Annotated in this window: 21 protein-coding genes; 19 read left to right on the forward strand and 2 right to left on the reverse strand. The window is 58.3% G+C overall.

The window, feature by feature from the left end:
* The first annotated feature begins 291 nt into the window (after positions 1-291).
* From rfaH to KW837_RS07350, 19 genes are all read left to right on the forward strand, one after another.
* Complete coding sequence (rfaH, locus tag KW837_RS07260; protein ID WP_218395036.1) at positions 292-813, forward strand: transcription/translation regulatory transformer protein RfaH; 522 nt, start codon at positions 292-294, stop codon at positions 811-813.
* A 226-nt stretch (positions 814-1,039) separates the two neighbouring features.
* A complete protein-coding gene (locus tag KW837_RS07265; protein WP_218395037.1) occupies positions 1,040-2,194 on the forward strand; it encodes an outer membrane beta-barrel protein in 1,155 nt (384 codons plus the stop codon).
* Between the two features lie 17 nt (positions 2,195-2,211).
* Entirely contained in the window at positions 2,212-2,745 is a 534-nt protein-coding gene (locus KW837_RS07270; RefSeq protein WP_008074817.1) for a polysaccharide biosynthesis/export family protein, read from the forward strand.
* Between the two features lie 2 nt (positions 2,746-2,747).
* Positions 2,748-4,994, forward strand: a complete 2,247-nt coding sequence (locus KW837_RS07275; RefSeq protein WP_218395038.1) for a polysaccharide biosynthesis tyrosine autokinase — start codon at positions 2,748-2,750, stop codon at positions 4,992-4,994.
* A gap of 142 nt (positions 4,995-5,136) precedes the next feature.
* Positions 5,137-6,528: an undecaprenyl-phosphate glucose phosphotransferase gene (locus KW837_RS07280; RefSeq protein ID WP_256348547.1), complete on the forward strand. Its 1,392-nt coding sequence runs from the start codon at positions 5,137-5,139 to the stop codon at positions 6,526-6,528.
* A 29-nt stretch (positions 6,529-6,557) separates the two neighbouring features.
* The gene (locus KW837_RS07285) at positions 6,558-7,265 is read left to right on the forward strand and encodes a WecB/TagA/CpsF family glycosyltransferase (RefSeq protein WP_218395039.1); all 708 of its coding nucleotides are present in this window, start codon (positions 6,558-6,560) and stop codon (positions 7,263-7,265) included.
* 23 nt (positions 7,266-7,288) lie between these two features.
* Positions 7,289-8,368 (forward strand): glycosyltransferase, encoded by a 1,080-nt coding sequence (locus KW837_RS07290; RefSeq protein WP_218395040.1) that lies wholly within the window; start codon positions 7,289-7,291, stop codon positions 8,366-8,368.
* A complete protein-coding gene (locus KW837_RS07295; RefSeq protein ID WP_218395041.1) occupies positions 8,365-9,474 on the forward strand; it encodes a glycosyltransferase in 1,110 nt (369 codons plus the stop codon). Before KW837_RS07290 ends, KW837_RS07295 begins: the two co-directional genes overlap by 4 nt.
* Positions 9,474-10,787, forward strand: coding sequence for an O-antigen ligase (locus KW837_RS07300; protein WP_218395042.1), 1,314 nt, complete (start codon positions 9,474-9,476; stop codon positions 10,785-10,787). Before KW837_RS07295 ends, KW837_RS07300 begins: the two co-directional genes overlap by 1 nt.
* Positions 10,788-10,804: 17 nt before the next feature.
* A complete protein-coding gene (locus KW837_RS07305; RefSeq protein ID WP_218395043.1) occupies positions 10,805-11,758 on the forward strand; it encodes a glycosyltransferase family 2 protein in 954 nt (317 codons plus the stop codon).
* Between the two features lie 13 nt (positions 11,759-11,771).
* A complete protein-coding gene (locus tag KW837_RS07310) occupies positions 11,772-13,190 on the forward strand; it encodes an oligosaccharide flippase family protein (RefSeq protein WP_218395044.1) in 1,419 nt (472 codons plus the stop codon).
* Between the two features lie 83 nt (positions 13,191-13,273).
* Positions 13,274-14,338, forward strand: coding sequence for a UDP-glucose 4-epimerase GalE (gene galE / locus KW837_RS07315; protein WP_218395045.1), 1,065 nt, complete (start codon positions 13,274-13,276; stop codon positions 14,336-14,338).
* Complete coding sequence (locus KW837_RS07320; protein ID WP_218395046.1) at positions 14,335-15,807, forward strand: family 16 glycosylhydrolase; 1,473 nt, start codon at positions 14,335-14,337, stop codon at positions 15,805-15,807. Before galE ends, KW837_RS07320 begins: the two co-directional genes overlap by 4 nt.
* A gap of 101 nt (positions 15,808-15,908) precedes the next feature.
* Positions 15,909-16,220 (forward strand): hypothetical protein, encoded by a 312-nt coding sequence (locus KW837_RS07325; protein ID WP_218395047.1) that lies wholly within the window; start codon positions 15,909-15,911, stop codon positions 16,218-16,220.
* Between the two features lie 928 nt (positions 16,221-17,148).
* Complete coding sequence (locus KW837_RS29025; protein ID WP_371317122.1) at positions 17,149-17,715, forward strand: methyl-accepting chemotaxis protein; 567 nt, start codon at positions 17,149-17,151, stop codon at positions 17,713-17,715.
* Positions 17,712-18,359, forward strand: a complete 648-nt coding sequence (locus KW837_RS07335) for a hypothetical protein (RefSeq protein WP_218395049.1) — start codon at positions 17,712-17,714, stop codon at positions 18,357-18,359. Before KW837_RS29025 ends, KW837_RS07335 begins: the two co-directional genes overlap by 4 nt.
* A 357-nt stretch (positions 18,360-18,716) precedes the next feature.
* Positions 18,717-20,003, forward strand: a complete 1,287-nt coding sequence (locus KW837_RS07340; protein WP_218395050.1) for a CmpA/NrtA family ABC transporter substrate-binding protein — start codon at positions 18,717-18,719, stop codon at positions 20,001-20,003.
* A 15-nt stretch (positions 20,004-20,018) separates the two neighbouring features.
* Positions 20,019-20,870 (forward strand): nitrate ABC transporter permease, encoded by an 852-nt coding sequence (gene ntrB / locus KW837_RS07345; protein ID WP_218395051.1) that lies wholly within the window; start codon positions 20,019-20,021, stop codon positions 20,868-20,870.
* Positions 20,871-20,935: 65 nt separating this feature from the next.
* On the forward strand, positions 20,936-21,727 hold the full coding sequence (locus KW837_RS07350) for an ABC transporter ATP-binding protein (RefSeq protein ID WP_218395052.1): 792 nt from the start codon (positions 20,936-20,938) through the stop codon (positions 21,725-21,727).
* 120 nt (positions 21,728-21,847) lie between these two features.
* On the opposite strand, the gene KW837_RS07355 is transcribed toward KW837_RS07350, so the two are convergent.
* Positions 21,848-22,792, reverse strand: a complete 945-nt coding sequence (locus tag KW837_RS07355) for a proline iminopeptidase-family hydrolase (RefSeq protein ID WP_218395053.1) — start codon at positions 22,790-22,792, stop codon at positions 21,848-21,850.
* Positions 22,793-22,885: 93 nt separating this feature from the next.
* On the reverse strand, positions 22,886-23,644 hold the full coding sequence (locus tag KW837_RS07360) for a LuxR family transcriptional regulator (protein ID WP_123494874.1): 759 nt from the start codon (positions 23,642-23,644) through the stop codon (positions 22,886-22,888).
* Between the last annotated feature and the right edge of the window lie 38 nt (positions 23,645-23,682).

The following is a 23,682-nucleotide window of genomic DNA, read 5'->3' on the forward strand; positions in this document are numbered from 1 at the left end:
TGATGACACATCGATATCACTGATAGCGTTAAGTAACCTTTACACTTTTCGATCAAAAGTTCTATTTGAGCGCCGTCCAACAAAGCAAACTAGCTGCACGGCGCTCACGCCAAATTATTGACTTGGGTGTTCTATCGTTACTTGCCCATTACATGTTTCATTATTGACACACCTGTTCCAGTGACTTAACACTTTCGCAATTCCACCTACTCTAAAGCGTTCATTGGAGGGGCAGTGGCATTGCTGAGGCGTGAACAGGCATGCTTAACCCATATTCCGGAGCTTGCCAGAATGCTGACGAGTACCCAAGGTTCCAACTGGTATCTTTTGCAATGCAAGCCGCGCCAGGATGAACGGGCACAAATCAATCTATTGCGACAAAACTACGTTATATTTTGTCCGCAAATTATTAGCGAGCGCCTGATTCATGGCAAACCCCATCAATCGCTCGAACCTCTCTTCCCGGGGTATCTTTTCATTCAGCTGAGCCATGACGACAAATGGGCGCCCCTGCGTTCTACCCGCGGTGTCAGCCGCCTCGTCGACTTCAACCACGGCCCGGCAATCGTCCCGGACGATGTCATCGAGCATCTGCGTACCCGGTGTTTTAAGCCACCCGTAATGCAGGCCTCTCAACCGTTCAAACCTGGGGAAACGCTGCAAATAACCCGAGGACCACTGTCGACACTGGAAGGTATTTTCCTGAGCATGTTAGGTGATGAACGAGTCATGATCCTTCTTCACTTTTTGAATAGAGAGCATCAGGTCCGCGTGCCATTAACTGACATTGCGCGATCTCGGTCTTATCTATAAATATATCATTGCCTTTTTTAACTTTTGCATCTTATAACAAGCTGCGCAACTCAAATTAGAGTCTGTTATTGCCAGCGCCAGTATTAACTATTTAACCCCGCCCCGATTAAACCTGAAAACTCCTGCCCGACCAATGAATTATTGATTGCTGCCGGCATTACACAGCCGTATTTACCCACTGTTTTTCCGGTCTATAGTCATTGAACTCACCCCTTGGAGCAATGATATGACTCTCAAGACCCGCGGCCCTTTCGCACTGTTCATGATCTATTTGTGTCCCGGAACGGCCTGGAGTCTTGATCCCCAGTCCATTGATATTTATGGGTTCGACTTCACCCCTACCCTGCTGTTTTCAGAAAGTTATGATGATAACTTCCGCGAACTGGAGCGGGCGCAGTCTTCCATGGTGACAAAAGTGGCGCCCACCTTCGAACTCAAGGCTGAAGACCGCAACAGTGCCACCCGACTCATATGGCAGCCTACCCGGTACATTTATCATGACGACTCGGATGCCTCGAATACGGCGCAACGCTTGCGCCTCAATAGCATCATGGAATTCACCGACCGCCATCGACTGAAACTTGATGCGGAAGCACGTAAATATGAGCGTACAACGTCGACCGCTGTCGATGGCATCAATGACAAGATTCGCAGTAACCGCGTCAACGGTCTCTATACCTACGGCGCCAGGAGCGCTGCCAATCAGATTGATCTGGGCGCCAGTTACGCCCAACTTCGCTACGACAATTCAGGCGGCATCAACGACGACAAAGAGCGCGATACCACTGGCCTGACCACCACGTGGTACCACCGCATCGGCAGCAATACACGTGGATTACTGGAATACGACCATACCGTCTTTGATTACGAGTCCAACAGCCGCCTCAATAGCACATCCGATGCGGTCCTCGCCGGTGCCGAATGGGATTTCACCGCACGCACCACCGGCAAAGTCCGTGTTGGTTATGAGCGCAAGAACTTCGACGACAGCGATGTCGATGACCTCAGCAACCCGACCTGGCAAGTGGATCTGCGCTGGAAACCACGCACCTATTCGACCTTCTCCTTTGTTGCCCGCCAGGCCATGGCCGAGGGCGACGACGGTGCTGATGCCGTCAAGACCACCACGGCGCTGGTCGGCTGGCGTCATGGCTGGACGGAACGCATCACCACAGTGGCCGAAGTCGGACTTGGCCGTTATGAGTACGAGGGGCAGGACCGAACTGACGACCTTCGTGACTACAACCTCGCCGTGGAATACGCAATGCGCCGCTGGCTGGATATCCAGCTGGGCTATCGCTACCGCAATGATGACTCCGATGTCGACAATCAGAGTTTTGAACGCAACATCTTCTTGCTCAGCTTCAACGTAAGTCTCTAAGAGAAGAGGTTTTCCCCATGAACTCGCGAATGCTTGGCTTGTTGTTCGTGCCGTGGCTGTTGCCCGTGACGTTTGCAGCAGACACCGGCGCCCAGTACAAACTGGCAGCCGGCGATGTATTGCGTATCACTGTGTTCGGTGAGCGGGACCTGAGCTTCGAAAAAATCCGCCTCAACGATGCCGGAATGTTTTCCTATCCATTCCTGGGTGACATTGCCGCCAAGGGACTCACGCCCCAGCAGGTAGAAAAACTCATCGTCGACGGGCTCAAGCAAGGTTATCTGGTCGACCCCAAGGTCAGCCTCAACCTGATCGCCTACCGCTCGTTCTACATCAATGGAGAGGTCCAGAAACCCGGCAGCTATCCGTTCGAACCCGGACTGACGCTGGAGAAAGCCATCGCCCTGGGCGGCGGCCTGACCGAACGAGCCTCGATCAAGCGAGTGACCATCGTGCGCGGTGATGGCTCCCCACCACTGACCGACAAGATCACGCGCAGCACTGCCATCGGCCCCGGTGACACCATATCCATAGCACAAGGCTTTTTCTAATCATGGACAACAGCCCTAGCCTCTATGTCGAACGTCCACTCCAGCCGCATGTGCCGCAACATCAGCAGTACAGCGAGGAAAAGGACACCATTGACCTGCTCAAATACTGGAGGGTGATCTGGCGCGCCCATTGGAAAATCTGCTGGTGGGTCCTGTTTGGCTGTGTGTTGGCGATGGTTACGCTGTCGTTCATTCCCTCGCAGTACATCGGCAGCACCACGTTGCTGATCAAAGAGAAAACGCCACCGCTGTTGGCCTTCCAGCAAGTCACGGATTCGAGTGCCGGTACCGTCGATTATTTGCAGACACAATTGGCGCTCCTGCAATCGCGCGATCTCGCTGAACGCGCAGTCAGAAAGCTCAACCTGACCACGCACCCGGTGACTGATCCACGCCAGCAAGCGCAGTCATGGTTTGCGCCGCGCAAATGGTTGGCAACGCTTGAGCTTGGTCAATGGCTGCCAGTACTGGGCCGTTTGACCCCCGTGCAGGTGATGCCCTCCGAAGCCGAGATCTTCAATGAAGTCACGCAGAACCTCATGCGGCACACCACCGTCAAGTTCGTCGGCAAGAGCCAGTTGATCAAAATAGAGGTGGAGCAGCCCGACCCTGGTTTGGCAGCCGCTACTGCCAATGCAATTGCTCAAGGCTTCATCGATAGCCAGCTCGATAACAGCCTGAAGTCCTCGCTGACCAACACCAGCTGGATGAACTCACGCCTGATCGAGTTGCGCAATAACCTGCGCAGGGCCGAAGACAAACTTCAGGGTTACCGGGAAGCACAAGGCCTGGTCGACGTCGGTGGTGTCGCCACCATTAGCGCCAATGAACTGGAAATGACCGGCAACCGCATGATCGATGCCCGTCGTAATCTGGCAGAGGCCGAGAGCCAGTTCCGCCAGGTACAGGCCCTGAGCAATGGTGACCTGAGCAAGCTTTCCAGTGTTCCGGCTGTCTTGAGTAACCCTTTGGTGCAGAAATTCCAGGCGCAACAGGCCAAGGCCCAAGCCAAGGTCGAGGAGCTGTCCGGGCGCTATGGTCCAAAACATCCGACCCTTGCTGGCGCCCGTGCCGAGTTGCGGACGGCTACCGACAGTTTGCGCTTGCAGGTTCAGCAGGTGGTTGCCGGTATCGAGCGTGAATATCAGCTATCACAAGCCAATGAAAACTCACTGCGCAAATCCTTCAACAGCAACAAGGCGCAGCTACAGGATATTTCGCGCAAGGAGTTTCAACTGCGTGAGTTCCAGCGTGAAGTCGACAGCAGTCGCGCGCTGTATGAGACCTTTATCACCCGTTTGAAAGAAACCGCGGCCACCTCAGACATGGACTCCACCAAGGCACGCATCGTCGACCCTGCAATTGTTCCTCTGGAACCCAGCAAGCCGCGTAAAAAACTGATTCTGGCGATTGTCGCTGTCGTGGCTGCGCTGATCGGGGTAGCGCTGGCATTGCTGTCCGAAACCCTGAACAAAACCTTCAAGAGCGACGAAGCCATTGAAAGTACGCTTGACGTTCCCCTGCTCAGCGTCGTGCCGCTCGTCATGAGGAAAAGCCGCCGGCAACTCGCGCGACTGTTCGACGACAACGACCATCCGCGCTTTTGCGAGACCATTCGCAACCTGCGTACCTGGTTGATGTTGCACGGCGGCGACATGCCGTCACAGGTGGTACTTGTGGCCTCGACCATGGCCGAAGAAGGCAAAAGCACCATCGCCAACAACCTGGCCTACTCACTGGCCAAGCTGGAGCGTGTCCTGTTAATCGACGCCGATATGCGCAGACCCAGCCTTTCGCTCAACTTCGATTTCCCGGCAGACAGCCCGGGATTGGCCAACGTGCTGGCTGGCACTGCGCGCCTGGAGGACTGTATCCGTTCTGTCGGCAACCTCGACATGCTGCCGGCCGGAAAACTGTCGCCGCCACCGCTGGATCTGTTGGGTTCGACGCGCCTGGCCCCCATGCTTGAGGCGCTGAAGTCGCGGTATCAACGCATCATCATCGATTCCCCCCCAGCACAAATGGTCAGCGATGCACTGTTGCTGGCCAAGCATTCGGACGCGGTGATCTACGTAATCAAGGCCGAAAGCACGCCTGTCAGCGAAGTACAAAAGTGCCTTGCGAACCTGCAGCAGAGCCATGCACCGGTGTTCGGTGTGGTGCTTAACCAGGTTGACCTGAGCAAGGCCCGAAAACAAGGCTACAGCCATTCCGATACGTTCCAGAACTATGACTACCTGTCCAGGTAGCACCTTGCGTCTGTCTCACCCGTAGCCCCCTTCAAACATCTACTAAAAACTGCTTCATCCCAGTCGAGCTATACCAGCGTGCGGGAACGAGGGCGTGCAATGTTTGGCGCCGATGTCCAACCCATGCCCGGAGGTTACGCCGATGACATCGCTCTACGCCGCTCAAATGACGCGCCGCCGAGGTCTGACCTTCTGGGGCCAATGGCTGTGCGCGCTCAGTCTGGTCAACCTGCTGCTGATGTTGCTGGTGTATTGGCGCGTTGGCAGCCTGACCAGTGAATACCGTGTGCTGATAATTCTCACCGTGCTCGGTTCGGTGCCGATCTACAGCGTCATGCAGGTTTATCACAAGCGTCATGAATGGTTGTCAGGGCTCGCACGGTTGCTGGCGGCCTGGATGATCTTGCTGGCCGTGCTGATCAGCATTGCCTTCGTCACTCAGACCAGCGTGATTTTCTCCCGTCAGGTGATCATCGTCTGGGCCGTATTGGGCTACCTGATCCAGGCGGCGAGCTTTTTGCCCCTGCACTACCTGGCCCGCCTGCATTCACACAAGCTCTGCAACGAGCGCCGCGCGGTGATCATCGGGACCTGTCCGACCGCACATACGCTGGCCAGAAAACTGTCCAGGCGCAATCGCGTACCGCTGCTGGGTTTTATCGCAACCGCCGACCATACCGGCCCGGCCCCGAGCATTCTGCCGCTGCTGGGGCGTATCGACGAGGTTCGCGAAATCATCACCCGCCTACACGTACGCCGCGTCTATATCGTTTTGCCGATGGCACAAGCCGCCATCATCGAGGCGCTGTACATCGATCTTCTGGACGTGAATGTCGACGTGGTCTGGATCCCGGATTTCGGCAGCATGGTGCTGCTCAATCATTCGATCTCGGAAATAGAGCGAATGCCCGCCATCTACCTCAATGAAAGCCTGATCAGTTCGCACCCCGGCAGCCTGCTCTGCAAAGAACTGTTCGAACGTAGCCTGGCCGCCGTGGGCATTATCGTGCTCAGCCCCTTGCTGCTGATCGTGGCGGCCGCCGTGAAGCTGTCTTCGCCCGGCCCGGTGCTGTTCAAACAAAATCGCTACGGCTGCAACGCTGAGGTGATCAAGGTCTGGAAGTTTCGGACGATGCGTGTGCACGACGACAACGAAGTGCGTCAGGCCACCCGCGAGGATGAGCGCATCACCCCGCTTGGGCGTTTTTTGCGCCGTAGTTCCATCGATGAATTGCCACAACTGTTCAACGTGCTCTTCGGCGAAATGGCCCTGGTCGGCCCGCGACCGCACGCCGTCACGCACAACATTTATTACACCGGCAAAGTTCGCGCCTACATGGCCCGTCATCGCCTCAAGCCGGGCATCACCGGTCTGGCCCAGATCACCGGGCATCGAGGTGAAACCCAGACGCTGGAAAAAATGCAGCAGCGCGTCGCCCAGGACCTCAACTACATCAACCAATGGTCGCTGTGGCTGGACATCAAGATTCTGGTCAAGACGCCTTTTACGTTGTTCTCAAAAGACATCTATTAATAGGGTCGGTTGACCCTGAGGCCCAGCCAATGATCGACCTGGAATTAATCGGGCATTACGCACCCACTCTGCTGGACGCCAACAAGGCATTTTCCTTCATCAATTTTGCGTCCGTCGGCGGTCTGCTCGACCGCCCCCCGACTTCCATCGCCTATTTTTGCGACGGCATGCTGATGTCGACCTTCATGTCGCGCATCACCGGGCGCACGATTGGCCGGGTCAGCTTCGACTTCACGTCCATCGCCGACTCTGTGTTCAGTTATGCCGAGAAACAGGGCAAGCGCCTCTATTTTGTCGGTGCCCGGCAAGCCGAACTAGACCTGTTCCTCGATAAGATCAGGGCTCGCTATCCCACGCTGATTATTGCCGGGCATCACAATGGCTATTTCGATGCAGCGCAGGCCGCGTGCATCCTGGCAGACATCTGCCGCAGTGAAGCGAACATCCTGATCGTAGGCCTGGGCGCCGGGCTTCAGGAACAGTTCGAGCAGGATGCCCTGCGTGCCGGCTTCAACGGTGTGGCATTCACCTGTGGCGGTTTCATTCGCCAAGAAGCCACGGCGACGCATGATTATTACCCTGTACTGATCAACCGCCTGCATCTGCGCGCGTTCTATCGGATGTACCGCGAACCGCACACCATCAAACGCTACCTGATCGATTACCCGACCAATTTTGTTCATCTGTTGGTGATGATCATCCGGCGAAAAGTGACCATCAATATCACTTATCCCTGAACATCCAGTACCGAGCCACGACCATGCATATCCTGTTCACCCTCAAGGACTTCAAGCCCGATGGTGGCCTCGAGCGTGTCCAGCAACGCCTGGCCAGACAGTTTCTGAAAGATGGTCAGCGTGTCAGTTATTTCGTCATGAATGGCGACACGCCAGACGATGAAGGAACGGCCACGCTCAATGGCGGCGGCAATGGAATTGTCGGCCTGTTCAAGTCCATCGTATTGCTGCGCCGGATCATTCGTCGCGAACAAGTGACTCACCTCATCGCAGCCAAAGAACAAGCCAACCTCTGCACCTGGTTTGCCACCTTGGGTAGCCCCTGCAAGGTCATCTATAGCCGTCATGCAGCACTGGATTGCGGTGAACAAAAAATCAGCCCCGCCACCCTGCGCCTGCTCTATGCGTTGTACCTCTGTGGCAACGGCCAGGTAGTGACGGTTTCCAACGGCTTGCGCCAGTCCCTCTCTGACCTGGTGCCCTGGGGTCGCGAACGCATTCGTTATTGCCCCAATGCTGTGGTCACCGAGCAACTGCTCAGTGCCGCACAGACGCCCATGTTCACCGGTTTGCCGGCGCAGTTCTGGCTGGCAGTGGGACGGCTGATAGAACCGAAAGGTTTCCACCTGCTGCTCGATGCCTATGCCCTGGCCTTGCGCCGTGCTGCGCTGCCGGATCTGGTGATCATCGGCGATGGCCCGCAACTCGCCGCGCTGACCTCACAGGCCAGCCGCCTGGGCATCCAGGACCGTGTGCATTTCACCGGTTTCCTGAGCAATCCCTACCCTTTTATCAGACAGGCAAGACTGCTGATCCTGAGTTCGTTTCATGAGGGCTTGCCGACCGTGCTGATCGAAGCCCTGGCGCTGGGCACCCCTGTGTTGGCCTGCGACTGTGAAACCGGGCCCCGGGAACTGCTTGATAACGGCCGCCTTGGCGATCTGGTCAAGGTCAATGATGTACCGGCGCTGGCCGAAGGGATGCTGCGCAGCCTGATCTCGCAAAGCCAGGCGACGCCAAGCCGGGAAGTGGCCGCTGAAGCCGTCCGACAGTACACCAGTCAACATGCCGCGCAAGCGTATTACCAGGTTTGGAATCAATGAAAAGGCTGCTGATTATTCTGCAGGACTTGAGCGGGGGCGGCGCTGAAAAAATGATGGCGCGCCTCGCCAGTGCGCTGACTGATGCAGGCAATGACGTGACCTTGTTGATGCTCACCGGCACGGGTGTGAACTCGGCGTGCCTCGACCCTCGGGTCAAACAGGTGCAGTTGCACAGTGCGCGCAGCTCCAGAGCAGTGCCGGCGCTGGCACGCTTTCTTCGCCACAATCGCTTTGACGCACAACTGGCCGCCCTTACCCATGTCAATGTCGTAGCCATCGCCGCGGCTGCGCTGTCAGGTACGCTGGCGCGCCTGCATGTCAGCGAACGCAACGCGTTTTCCCGTGACAGACACGTCAATCCGGCATTGATGGTGCGTATCGCCTATCTGTTGGCACCGCTGCTGTATCGGCTCATCCCCAATCCGGTGATCTGCGTCTCGCGCGGTGTTGCTCAGGACCTGGTCGACACCACCATCACGCGACCGCAGGATGTCACCATTGCTGACAACCCGGTACTCGACAACGATTTTCGCGACAAGGCGCCGGGACATCCAAACCACCGCTGGCTGTCGAAAAAAACCACCCCGGTGATTGTCGCCGTAGGTCGCCTGGCACAGCAAAAAGGCTTTGACGTATTGCTCGATGCCTTTGCCCGATTAGCTGATCCCAGTGTTCGATTGATCATTTTCGGCGAAGGCGCGCTCAGAGCCGAGTTGCTCGAGCAGGCCATTGCCCTGGGCGTGGCCGACCGCTTCGATCTGCCGGGCTATACCAGCGATCCATTGGCCGAGGTGGCAGCGGCCGATTGCTTTGTGCTGTCGTCGCGTTTCGAGGGCAGTCCCAACGCGCTGGTCGAGGCCCTGTCCACGGGCACTCCGGTGGTATCGACCCACTGCCCCTATGGCCCGCAAGAGATTCTCGACAATGGCGCGATCGCCCCGCTGGTGGCGGTCGATGCCCCTGACGCACTGGCCCAGGCGATCACCGTGGAACTGACGTTGCCGCGTGATGCACACCGCCAGGCGCGCATCGATGCCGCTGCCCGTTTTGTGAGTGCGTGCGCGGCGAAGACTTATCTCGATGCCTTGCTAGGGAATCAATCGTGATGAACAAACTGGAAGTCAGGTACACCACCCTGCGCGACGCTTTCACATTGTTCGGCGTGCTGTTCTACACCCAGGTCATCGGATTTTTTTTCGGGTTGGCTGATACGTCGAATCTGGACGCCGCCGAAAGAGACCTCGAAGGCAACGTGGTCAACCAGATCTGCGGCCTGATCACCCTGCTGGTTCCGCTGTTCTTCTTCATCCGCAACAAGGTCTTCATCAGCAAAAGCTTTTACAGGAACAACACCTTCCTGCTGATATTCATGCTTAGCCTGGCCGTATCGATCAGTTGGTCCTACGACCCGATGTTGAGTTTCAAACGGTTTGTGGCGCTGATCAGCGTGGTGTTCTTTGCAGGTTTCATTGCCTACAACTACAGCCTCGAGAAAATCGCTTTCATGCTCGGCTGCACCATCGGCGCTGTAGCGTTGTTCGGTTTGATATTCGCGCTGGTAAGGCCCGACATCGTCTTCATCGATGGCGGCATTCGTGACGGTGCGTTCAAGGGGATTTTTCCGGAAAAAAATGCCGCTGCCCGGATCAACGCAATCGCCATTCTGCTACTGCTACCAATGATCCGTCAGCGCAATCCCTGGGCCATCGTCTACTCATTATTCTCGCTGATCGCGATTGCGCTGGCCCAATCTGCTACGGCAATCGCACTGATTATCGCTGGCACCGTGAGCTATTGGTACTTCCTCACGCTGATTCGCTTGCACATCAACCGCTCACTGACAGCATTCCTCGTTACCACATTCATTTATTTGCTGATCTGCCTGTTTCTATACGGCAATTACACCCTGCTGCTGGAACTGATGGGGCGTGATGCATCACTCACCGACCGCACGCTGATCTGGGACTTGCTCACACCGCTGATCGACGCCGAATTCCTCAAGGGTTACGGCTTCGGCGCTTTCTGGTCCAGCCCGGACGCCGAGACATTCATCAACCGCTGGGGTTACATCGGCAATGCCCACAGCGGCTACATGGAGACCTTGCTCAACGGCGGTGTCATCCAGCTGACAGCGCTGATCCTGATGCTGATCGAGGCGTTGATCAAACACTACCGGGCCGTGGTAGCGGATCAGTCGGCGCGGTTTCACGCCAGCGCTATGGTCATCATCGGAGCGTTCATGCTCACCAACTATGTGGCGTATGTCGTTCCCAACTACCGCTCCGCAGAGTTTCTGGTGTTCTGCGTCCTCGCCCTGTCCTTGCGGCATCACCACGCGACATACCCCGAGTTGTCACGGCCAACCCTGGGTCAGCGTCCGCCTGGCAAGGCATTACCACGCGACTCAGCCAATGCGTAACAAAAGGAGAAGTAACCATGCCAGACCAAGCCCCCTCTTCCCCCCCCACAGTATGCGTCGTGATCGCGATGTACAACGGCGCCGACAGCATCGAGCAAACACTGGCGTCCGTGGCCGGGCAAACCCGACTGCCCGATCACGTCATCGTCATCGACGATGGTTCCACCGATGATGGACCACAACGCGTCAAGGACTTCGCGGCGCCGTTTCGCCTGACGCTGTTGCATCAAGCCAACGAAGGCCAGGCCAGCGCCCGCAACCACGGACTGCAGCACACTGAAGAGACTTATGTGGCGTTTCTCGATGCCGATGACAGATGGTATCCGCAAAAGCTGGAGCGACAACTGGCACTGTTTGAGGAACTGAGTCGTCAGGGACGGCCGGTGGCGCTGATAGATTGCTACGTGCACAACGACTACAGCGACGGTACGCGAATACTGGAAAACCGGCAAAAAAACGGTAGGCATTTCGATGATTTCATTCGCGCCAACGTCCTCAATGGCGTGTCCTCCGCGATGGCCAGACGTGATGTGATCATGCAACTCGGCGGCTTCAATGCCAGCCTGCGTTACTCCGAAGACCGTTTCATGTGGACCCGGATCGCCGAACACTGGGAGGTTCACACCGTGCCAGAGGTGCTGATGCAGCGCATGGTCAACAGCGGCAACATGACCGCGCAACCGACAAGGTACTACCCGTACAAGATCAGGTTCATCGAAGCGTTCCTCGCCCACTTTGGCCCGCAGTTGAGCAAGCAGCAACGGATCGATTTCGCGCTGGGCGCCCACTCCGACTTTCTCGAACTGTTTTCCCGCAGAGGCGAGCATGCCCAGGTGATCGATGTGTACCGGCGAATGCTGGAGTACTCCTGGCAAACGCTGATCTTCAGGAACGGCAAACCGACCTTGCGCTTGCTCTATGCATGCGTCCAGTCATTGCGCAAGGCAGTTGCGTCAACCACCGCTCATTGAGCCGGTATCCGCCATGGCCAATCATCGTCTGGTTAAATTGATCTGGATTTTCACCGAGAAATTCGGCCTGATTTTCCTGTCGATGATTACCTTTGTCGCGTATGCCAGGCTGCTGTCGCCCACAGAGTTGGGGGTGGGCACGGTCATCATTGCCATCGTCGAGTTGATCGGCATGATGTATTCCTCGGTTCTGGAAGACCCGCTGGTACGACTCGAGCGGCTGGAAGACAAACACATCGCCACAGCCTTCTGGGCGTCGGTACTCGTCAGCCTGGCGTCCATCGTCGTCATCTCGGGCGCGGCGATGCTGTACACGCCTGACCCGATGCTGCAATGGATGACGGCGGTGGCCTCGGTAAAAATCCTGTTCACCATGATGGCGCGGGTCTATGTGGCGCAGATGCGCCGTAGCGGCAACTTCAGGATGCTGGCCTCGCGCACTCTGCTGGGCAAGGTATGTGGTGGCGTGGGCGGCATCGCTGTCGCGCTGTGGGGATTGGGCGCCTGGGCGGTCATTGCTCAGGCACTGATCATGGAGTTCGTGTCCATTATCGTATTGATGCGCGCAGACCCGCGCCGCATTGCCTTTTACATTGACGGCCCGCTCTTGCGCGAACTGTTGAGGGCCGGCGCACCGGTTGCCGTCAATGCGCTGAGTTCGCAAACGCTACAGCGCGGGGTCACCGTCATCCTGGGCATGACGGCCGGCACCAACGCGGTTGGCATGTTCAACATGGCGATGCGCATCATCGATCTGCCGCGCACGGCGATCTATCACGGCCTGATCAGCTATGCGCTGCCGGTGTTTGCCCGACGCAGCGCCGATCCATCGCGGTTGCGCGCGATCATCAGCGACTCGACCGCCGTCAGCTGTTTCCTGCTGACGCCCCTGTTCATCGGCATCGCACTCACGGCGCACGACCTGATCCTGTTGATCTTCGGCGCCAAATGGACCGAGGCCATTGTGCTGCTGCAAGTGCTTGCGTGCACGGCAGCCATCGGTAATACCGCCATGTACGCCACGACCGCACTGGTCGCGGTCAATTGCAGCCACCTGACCATCAAGGCCGAAGTGGCAACCACCGTATTGGCACTGGCGCTGGTCTATGGCTTCGGCAGCCTCTATGGCGGCATGGCCGCCGCCCTCGCCCTGCTGGCCCGGATGGCGATCATCACGCCACTGCAAATCCGCGGCTTGAACAGTGCAATCGGCTATGGCTGGCGGCGATTTTTCGAAACCAACTATCGCAGCGTGATTGCTTCGTTCGTCATGGCAGCGATCGTCCTGATGGTTTCTTCCCGCCTGGGTGTTCAGGGCTACCTGCACCTGATCTGCAGCATCGTGGTTGGCGCGCTGAGTTATGCCGTGGCGTATAGCGTGATGCATCCGCGCTGGCCGCAAGAATTCAAATCGGTTTTCACCATCCGCTGAGAGGACGCACCCGACAACCTTTTCCCTTCCCGGACCCCATTCTCCTGACTCGTGCAATTTCCTTGTGACAGGAACGCCTCATCATGCACAAAACCACGTTGATTACCGGCGGGGCCGGATACATCGGCTCCCATACCACCCTGACCCTGATTGACGCCGGTCGACAGGTGCTGGTCCTCGATAACCTGTGTAACAGCTGCCGCGAATCGCTCACGCGCCTGGAGTATCTGACTCGCAAGCGAGTCGATTTCATTGAAGGTGATATTCGCGATAGTCAGCTGCTCGACGATATTTTCAGCCGCTACGACATCGATGCCGTGGTGCATTTTGCCGGCCTCAAATCCGTCGAGGAAAGCGTTCGCAAGCCGCTGGATTATTACGCCAACAACGTGGTTGGCACGCTCAACCTCTGCCATGCGATGGCCCGGTCTGAGGTCTTCAAACTGGTGTTCAGCTCGTCGGCCACCGTGTATGGCGCCCCCCGACAGATACCGCTCATCGAAGACATGGGCGCCGGCAAACCGATCAATCCCTACGGCCGCACCAAGCTGCTGATCGAAGAGTTGCTCACCGACCTGTGCCTGTCCGATCCGCAATGGAGCATTGCGGTGTTGCGCTACTTCAACCCGATTGGTGCTCACGCAAGCGGGCTGATCGGAGAAAACCCCAATGGCAGACCCAACAACCTGCTGCCTTGCCTGACACGGGTCGCGATGAGGCAAGTGCCCGAACTCATGGTGTACGGCAGCGACTACCCCACTGTCGACGGAACGTGCGTGCGCGATTACGTCCATGTGCTCGACGTTGCCGATGGCCATCTCAAAGCGTTGCGGGCGTTGCAGAACACAAACGGCATCCACGTCTGGAACCTGGGAACAGGCATTGGCCATAGCGTGCTGCAGATCATCCACAGCTTCGAGAACATTACCGGTATTACCATCCCCTTCCGGTTCGCACCGCGTCGCGACGGCGATATCGCCGAATGCTGGGCCGACCCCTCCAAGGCCGGGCGTGATCTAGGCTGGTACGCACAGCGCGACCTGATGCAAATGATCATCGACACCTGGCGATGGCAATTGTGTAATCCGCATGGGTACCACTCCCAACCCGGATTGGCGGCATCGACTGCGTTGAAGCAATGGATATGAGCAGGTTCATTCTTTTGGCGACCCTGCTATCGATCGTTTGTAACGCGTCGGGGGGCACTCCACCGCCGCTGGCCAACGGCCTGGTGCTGTGGCTCGACGCCGCCGACGCGTCGACAATGACCCTCGATGCCCAGAACCACCTCCTGCGGTGGCACGACAAGTCCGGCGAAGCCAATGACGTTACCGTAGACAATGGCGCAGGCGCCGCACTCCCCCAGCGTGCGGAGAACGCCATGAATGGCCATCCGGTGGTGCGCTTGAGTGGTACTTCAGCCTTCCTTGGCAAGGCCATTCGTACGGCAAAAGGCCCTGTTACCCTATTGATCGTGTCACGCAGACTAAACGAGCAAAGCGGCGGCGAGACCTGGCAGCGACTGTTCAGCTCGCGCCCGATAATCGCCGATAACGACAACGTGCCACCGAACTTCGCGATCAGCGTGCAACAGCGCACCGCCTACGATCCGACCCTCTTCGTCCTGGAACTCAACGACGTGCCCATCGGCCCGTACGCGGTGGGGCGCAACGTAGTCGGCAGCGTCGAACATTTGCGCGGCGACATCGCCGAGATACTGATGTACGACCGACACCTGGCCTCCCTGGAGGAACGGCAGCGCGTCTTTCAGTACCTGGCGAACAAGTGGTCCGTCGCCCTTCCCAAGGCTGCCAATTCCTGGACCCGCGTCGGCCCGCTGGGAACGATACCGGAACGGACCCACACCGGACTGCCGCTGTCCGATCAGGGCAATGCCGGCCAATGGAGGGTGGACACACGATTCTCCGACGACTTTGATGGCGCAACCCTCAACCCCAGTCGCTGGCACGTCAACAATGCCACGGGCACCGAATCGCTCGGGCGCAAACCGGCGCTGTTCATGCCGGACAACGCTTACCTGAGCGATGGCCATCTGAACATCGTTTTCCGCAAGCAAACCTTGCCGCAAAAGTACGTACGACTCGGCTTTGAAGGTTATAGCTCGGCTATGGTGCGCACGATTGAGCGCAGTTTTTACGGCTACTACGAAGCCCGCGCCAAACCGATGGACTCGGCCGGCTCCAGCGCCTTCTGGCTCGCATGGACGGGGCTTGCCGACAATGCCACGGAAATCGACATCTTCGAAATCGGTGGCAAAACCAAAAACGCCTCCTTCGACCGTCGGTACAACATGAACGCCCACGTTTGGGCCACGCCGCAAAGCACCGAGCATTTGAGCGATGGCAGCAGCTGGATCAGCCCTTGGCGGCTGGCCAGCGCATTCCATATCTACGGTTTCGATTGGCAGCCCGACACATTGCGCTGGTACGTCGACGGCGTACTGGTGCGCGAGGTAAAGAACACCCACTGGTTCTTCCCCATGCAGATCCTCTTTGACAGCGAGGCCATGTGGCAGTGGTTCGGGGTAGTCGACGACGCCGACCTGCCCTCCACCTTCAGCGTGGACTACCTCAAGGTGTGGCGTCGCGGTAGATAGTCGCAACTCGGCCGGGTTTTCTTGAAAGGCCCCAAGCGCTTTTCAACGGAGCCCGGCATCACCCCAAATCCTGGGACACACCCATAAAAGAGGTCGCAGCAATGAACGGTACGATGACTTCCGATCAAGCGATAGCCTGCCTGAATCTGGCGCTTGAACGTAACAAACAACTGTTCAGCGACGCCTATCACTTGAGCCACGCCGCCCTTGATCTTCTCGATCAGCCCCACATGGACGCGGAAAAGTTCACCCAGTATCAGAGGAAAAGACGGCAGGCCGATCTTAAATACCTGGAAGCTATCGAGCACTTGCGATTAATCATGGCTGAATACCCTGTCCATCTCTTCTCTGCGCAGAACTCAATACATGAGCCACAGGGATGCCGGATCGACCGTTCTGGAAAACATGCTTAACGCCCTGCGCGAACCAGAACAGAGCACTGCGGCTCGGCAATTCCCGCGAGTGGTGCGTTGATCGCGTTTTCTACCTTCGCAGCCCTATTGCCATCGAATGGAACCCCTCCCACTGCAAGAGCGACAGGCTGACAAGTTGTCGATGGCACGGCTGGCAAACAACTTGCTTAGGTCTGATCAGGCTTGAGCCATCAACGACGATGGCTTCGCAAAAATCACGGACAACGGCGTCCGCTCCCCTGCGCATTGCGACAGGTGGGCGTGCGCCGTTTTTGCTTTCACCCCGGCATAAAAGGAAATCCTCATGCCTGCTCAAGGAATGCTCCCCCAGGGTCACGCCATCGCGCCTGCACACAGCGGTGTTGGCAAGTTACGCCCTGCTGGCATTGCACTGCGGTCATTGTTCGACCCTGGCATGGCCCTGCTCGAACGCAGCAGGATCGGCCTCTGGTTACCACTCGGGCTGGCCCTCGGCGCCTGCGGTCTCGCACTGGCCGAACAGCCAGCAAGCGCACTGGCCCTGATACCTGGCGTCCTCTATCTGGGGTGCGCGTGGCATCTTCGTGAGCGTCATCAACGCCATCTACAGATATTCTGGGACACTGAACTTGCACAACTGCTGCGCAGCTCCCGGGATGCCGACCCAGCGACGCTACTGGTGGCCGCCAGCATGCAACTGCGCAACAACGAACGCTTGCGCAGCGAAGTACAGTTCGCCAGTCATGCGCTGGAGCAAATGTCTCAACAGGCCCGCGACCAAGGTGAGGAACAGAGCCAACGAATCGCCATGATCGCCACCGCCAGCGAGCAAATCGATCAGACCTTACACAGCATTGATGCCTTGGCCCTGGGCGCGCTGGCAGCCTTCGCCAACGCCCATACCATGAGCGAAACCGGTTGTCTGGAGGCGCGCTCAGTGGGTGATAGCATGCGCGCCATTCAGCACAGCCTGGGCAATACCGCACACGCCGTGGAAGCATTGCTGCAGCGCACCAGCGCAGTAGAAAGCACCGTCAATAGCATTCAGGCACTGGCCAAACAGACCCAGTTGTTGGCACTCAATGCCTCCATCGAAGCGGCCCGTGCCGGCGAGCACGGTCGCGGTTTCGCCGTGGTCGCCGATGAGGTCCGCAGCCTGGCCCAAGCCACGGACCGGGCTACCCATGAAATCACCACAGCCGCGACGGCGATCGCCATGGCCGTGCGCCAAGTGGATGGCGAGGTCAAGGAACACCGCGGCCTGCTGGCAGCCGGTAGCCAACAGAGCGAGCAACTCGCCGCCAACCTCGACGACCTGGCTCAACATAGCCAGATCAATCTGCAACACCTCGGCGCCATGCAGCAGGCGCTCAGCGAGCACCAGCAAGCCAATCATGACCTCAGCGAACAGTTGCAACAGGTCAATGCCACGGTGCAAGAGCAGAGTACGCGGACCCATGCGCTGCACGACCTGACCCATTATCTCAACCAGCTCACCGTCGGAAACCGCCCATGAACCTACAATTCGCCGCCGCACTCGATGGTGGGCAATCCCGACGAACCCGTCTGCCACACAACGACGCGGGACTCAGACAGATGCTTTTGCTGGGTCTCGACCTGTTGCAAGGTCTGCAGCAGCATCGCGGTCTCGGCGGACAGACCTCCCGCGAGGCACAGCAACGTTGCCAGGCACTGGGTCATTCGCTCGACCAACGCTGGAAAGAATGGCCGTATAGCGCACAGTGCCAGGCCTGGAACGCATTACGCCGCGAACCTGCGGATTTCGAGGGCCATTGCCGGTTGCTGCAAGACTTGCTCGGCGCCATCCAGAACCTCGAACTGCGGCGCTGCGCGCTTAATCTGCAGCCCCCGAGCATCGCCGAGCGCTGTTGGGAGCTGGAAGACCTGGGGCGGCTGCGCGGCCTGTCGGTGCGCGCCGCCGCCCATCAGAATTGCCCACTGCAAATGCTTGTTCAATTGCAGTACCTGCACGAGCGCTTGCTCAGGCATGCCCCCCGCTCGCTGCACAACGCTCTCGAACGACTGCAACGCTGCCTGATCGGTACAACGACAGTGTCCATCTCCCCAGCGCAGTGCTACGCCCTGCTCACCCCCTTGCTCGACGAGCGCCTCGACGCCATCCGCCGGGATCTGGGCTAAGGCTTACCTCCATTCGACTTCGCAACGGTGCGCAGGAGAGCTGTTTTAGTTCACCTCGCACCCAAGCTGCCCAAAAAGCGATCAGTGCTTCGCTCTCCCCCGGCTCTACGCCCCCTTCGATATCTTTTTAGAAAACATCACAAAACTACTTCAAGCCTTTGTACCAATTGATTTTTTTTGCATAAAAAAACTCGGACATAAACTTGGCAAGCCCTTTGCTACTACTGACTAACAGACTTATGCGGCACGCCAATGGCGGCGTGCTGCACTTTCCGGACAACGGCGTCCGTCAGGTCCCTCTATCGAGGGAGCCTGGCGCACGCCGTTTTTTTTTGCCCCTAAAAAAAGGATGTGGTTATGACTGATGAGCGTGACTCGCAACATCCGGTACACCCCGGCCGGCGCACCTTTCTGAAGCAATCCCTGGTGACGGCAGGTACTGTCGCCGGGATCGCCGCCCTCGATGTTGTCGTGCCAGGCTTTCTGCGTAGCGCAGTCTGGGCTGCCGGCAGCGACGCGCCGGAGAAAGCTGCACTGAAGGTCGGTTTCATTCCCCTCACCGACTGCGCGTCAGTCGTGGTGGCGGCAACCCAGGGTTTCGGCGAAAAATACGGTCTTACTATCACGCCGAGCAAAGAGGCGTCCTGGGCCGGCGTGCGCGACAAACTGCTCAACGGCGAACTGGATGCTGCCCATGTGCTCTACGGCCTGATCTATGGCGTGCAACTGGGCATCGGCGGGCCGCAGAGAGATATGGCCATGCTCATGGGATTGAACCAGAACGGCCAGGCGATCACCCTCTCCAAACAGTTGCAGCAAGCGGGCGTGACCAATGGCGAGCAACTGGCCGCCAAGGTCAAGCAAGGTGGCACGCCACTGACCTTCGCCCAGACGTTCCCCACCGGCACCCATGCCATGTGGCTCAATTACTGGCTCGCCAGCCTCGGCATCAACCCGCTGACCGATGTGAAGACCATCGTGGTGCCACCCCCACAGATGGTCGCCAACATGCGCGTGGGCAACATGGACGGCTTCTGTGTCGGCGAGCCCTGGGGAGCCCGGGCGATTGCCGACAACATCGGCTTCACCGCCGTTACCACCCAGAAACTCTGGCCCGATCACCCGGAGAAAATCCTTGGCACCACCCGTGCCTTCGTCGAGCAATACCCCAACACCGCCCGGGCGTTGACCATGGCGGTGCTCGACGCCAGCCGGTTCATCGAGGCCAGCGTAGAGAACAAAAAAAGCACCGCCCAACTGATTGCCGGCAAGGCCTACGTGAATGCGCCCGTCGAAGTGATCGAACAACGCTTCCTCGGCCACTATGACGACGGGTCAGGCAACCAATGGACGGACGAGCATGCGATGTCCTTCTGCAAGGATGGCAGCGTCAACTACCCCTACCTGTCGGACGGTATGTGGTTCCTCACTCAGTTCCGTCGCTGGGGCCTGCTCAAGGAGGATGTGGACTACGCCGGTGTGGCCAAGTCTATCAACCAGACAAAACTCTACGGCGAAGCCGCCAGCCAGCTTGGCCTGACTGTACCGGGCAGTCCGCTGCGCAGTAGCACCCTGATCGACGGCAAGGTCTGGGACGGCTCCAATCCGGCCGCCTATGCCAACTCCTTCACCATCAAAGCCTGACCGGAGTAACCCGCCATGAACGCACCCCTCAAGTTGCCAGCGCCGCCCACCACTACGGCGAGTACCCAGCCAGAGCGTCGCTCTCCCTTCCTGAGCGGGTTGCGTCAACGCGCCAGGGATGGCATTGCCCCAGCATTGGGTATCGCCCTGTTTCTCGCCGTCTGGGCGTTTATAGCCGCACGCAGTGAGGGCCTGCCCGGCCCGCTCGCTACTTGGTATTCAGCCCTGGAGCTGTTCAGCGCCCCCTTCTACGACAACGGTCCGAACGACATGGGCATTGGCTGGAACGTACTGGCCTCCCTTGGCCGGGTCGGCATCGGCTTCGGCCTCGCCGCCCTGCTCGGTATTCCGCTGGGCTTCGCCATCGGCCGCTTCGCCTTCCTAGGCGGTATGTTCGCGCCGATCATCAGCCTGCTACGTCCGGTCTCGCCGCTGGCGTGGTTGCCGATCGGCCTGCTGGTGTTCAAGGCCGCCGGCCCGGCATCGATCTGGGTGATTTTCATCAGCTCGATCTGGCCGATCATTCTCAACACCGCCGCAGGGGTCGCCAGCGTGCCGCAGGACTACTTGAACGTCGCGCGGGTGCTCAAGCTCAGCGAATGGAAGGTGTTCACCCACATCCTGTTTCCTTCGGTGCTGCCGCATCTGATGACCGGTATTCGCCTGTCCATCGGCGTGGCGTGGCTGGTGATCGTCGCCGCAGAAATGCTCACCGGCGGTGTCGGTCTGGGCTTCTGGGTGTGGGACGAATGGAACAACCTCAATGTCGAGCACATTCTCATCGCCATCATCATCGTCGGTCTGGTCGGCCTGCTGCTCGAGCAGGGCCTGTTGTGGATCGCCAAACGCTTCGACTACACCAACTGAACCGACGCCCGCGCGGGTGTTTGGGTTGCCCGCACCTGACGCTTACCCGATGCAGGAGAACCGAGATGACTAAATTCGTCGAGCTGACCCAGGTCAGCAAGCACTTCGACACCAAAAAAGGCCGCTTCCAGGCCCTCAGCAACGTCAACCTGAGCATCGCTCGTGGCGAGTTCGTCTCGTTGATCGGCCATTCAGGCTGTGGCAAATCCACGGTGCTGAACCTGATCGCCGGTCTGCTTGAAGCCAATGGCGGCGGCTTGATATGCAACGGTCGCGAGATCGACGGTCCCGGCCCTGAGCGCGCAGTGGTGTTTCAAAACCACAGCCTGCTGCCCTGGCTGACTTGCTTCGGTAATGTGCACCTGGCTGTGGAGAAGGTATTCGGCAAACGCGAAAACAAGGCCGCGCTGAAGGCGCGTACCGAGGCGGCGCTGGCAATGGTCGGTCTTGAGCATGCCATGCACAAGTATCCCAGCGAGATTTCCGGGGGCATGAAGCAGCGTGTCGGCATCGCTCGCGCGCTGGCCATGGAGCCGAAAATACTGCTGATGGACGAACCCTTCGGCGCGCTCGACGCCCTCACTCGCGCCCACCTTCAGGACGAGCTGCTGCGTATCGTTGCCGCCACTCAGAGCACCGTGGTGATGGTCACCCATGATGTCGATGAGGCCGTATTGCTCTCCGACCGCATCGTGATGATGACCAACGGGCCGGCGGCCACCGTCGGTGAGATCCTTAGCGTTGGCCTGGCAAAACCGCGCAATCGCCTGGTGCTGGCCAACGACCCCGAGTACCACCGCTATCGCACAACGGTCCTCGAGTTCCTCTACCACCGCCAGCAAATGCCGGCGGCTTGAAAACGAAACAAGTTTGGGGGTGGCCGTGACCGATATGACCCTGGCAGCGGAATCCAACGGTCGAGGTGTGCTCGTCAGCGACGGTGGATTCTTCTTGCCACGGAACAGGAAAGACACGGGTCAGAGTGAGAGCTCTTCAAGCTTGCGATCGCCAGCCATCGCCCCGTTCAAGCACTCATCCAGGAACCTCACCACCGTTCCCATGCAGCCGACCCGCTCCTCGACATGGGGCATATGGCTGGAGTTCTCGAACAACGCCCAACGAACATTCGGGATCTGCTGCAGAAAGGGTCTGACCACCGTCGGTGTTGCTTCATCGTAGCGCCCTGAGATCACCAGCGTCGGCACGTTGACCTGCGGCAAACGGTCGACGATGGTCCAGTCTTTCAGGCTACCTATCACATGAAACTCCGTCGGCCCGCTCATCGCATGGTAAACGGTGGGATCGGCATCGACCTGGGCAAACGTACGCGCGACTTCTTCGGGCCAGGGAATGACGCGACACACATGGTTGTCGTAAAAAACCCTCGAAGCGTCCTGATAGGCGGCCGCTTGAAAATCCCCTGCCCGTTCGTACTCAAGCAAAGTTTCATGGACCCCGGCAGGCAGCAGTTGACGTAAACGGTTGGCTTCCTGAACCCAGACGCGCATGTCCGACGGGGAATTAGCGAGGATCAAGGCCCGTAGTCCCGCAGGTTGCCGTACCGCGTGTTCGCTGGCGAGCATGCCGCCCCAGGATTGCCCCAGGAGTGCGTAATTGTCGCTGATACCGAGATGATCCAGCAGGTTGTCCAGCTCCTCGAGAAACAGCGCTACGTTCCAGAACGAGGTGTCTTTTTCCGGCAGGTGGGTCGAGCGACCGTTACCCAATTGATCGTAATGCACCACCGCCCGCCCACTCGCGGCGATGTCCTTATAGGCATCGACGTAATCATGCGTGCAGCCCGGGCCGCCATGCAAAATCACCAGCGGCGTGTTCTTGCCGTCAAAGTGACCTGTGACGCGATACCAGGTCTGATAAGGACCAAAAGGTGCGAAGCCTTCGCGTATTCCGATAGATTCCATTTCTTCGTGCCGCCCCTGAAAAACCGTACGGCACACGATAGCGGGATCAGACCTTCAAAATAACTAGAGAAATAGATAGGTTTTTGCCCTGTTTCAGCTATCGAGCAATCGATAGTGGGTGGCCCGAACCACGGCCTGGACCCGATTCTTGGCCCCGAGTTTATGCATGGCCGAGGTCAGATGGAGGCTGATGGTGGCCAATGAACGATTCAGTTGGTTGGCAATCTCGGCGGCGGTCAGCCCCTCAGCCGCCCATTTAAGGCACTCGCGTTCACGTTTGGTCAGATGAACGGGAGGCGTGTGAGCCTCCTTGCCAAGCAACGGATAGGCCGCTTCCTGCAAGGCATGGGAAATCAGGCTGAAATCGGCGAGGGTCCGCCGGGCATCGCACAGGACACTGCTGCTGCTGGTACGCAGCCCGGTCAAGGAGGCAAAGCCACCTCTGGGCAGATGAATCGGGACCGACACACCACAGGTCATCTGCGCGTCTTCCAGATAATTCACCACTGGCGCATGGCACTGACTGATGACCGGCTCCAGCAGGGTGTCAGTCCCGGGTTTGTAAGACCAGACAAAGGGTGAAACACAATTGAGTGCTACCTGCTGGACAGGGTCGATCTGGTAGTAACCCTCTGCACACCAACGCGCATGCCAATCGGCTGGCGTGTTGCGCAGTTTGAGCACCGAAGGCGTGATCAACTTGCCTTCATGGTCCAGCGGCACCGGGCTGTAGTCGTACACCAACGCATCGAAGCCCAGCTCCTGGGCCAACAGCAAGGCGTTGTCCATCTGCTCATCCAGGCTCTTGCCCGACAACAGACGGGGATTGAGGTCTGATAGCTTCGTCTGCATCCATTGCCCTCCCTAATTAATTTCAATCCTGAAATTCA

It is taken from the genome of Pseudomonas sp. PDM24, from assembly GCF_019218905.1.
GTDB lineage: Bacteria > Pseudomonadota > Gammaproteobacteria > Pseudomonadales > Pseudomonadaceae > Aquipseudomonas.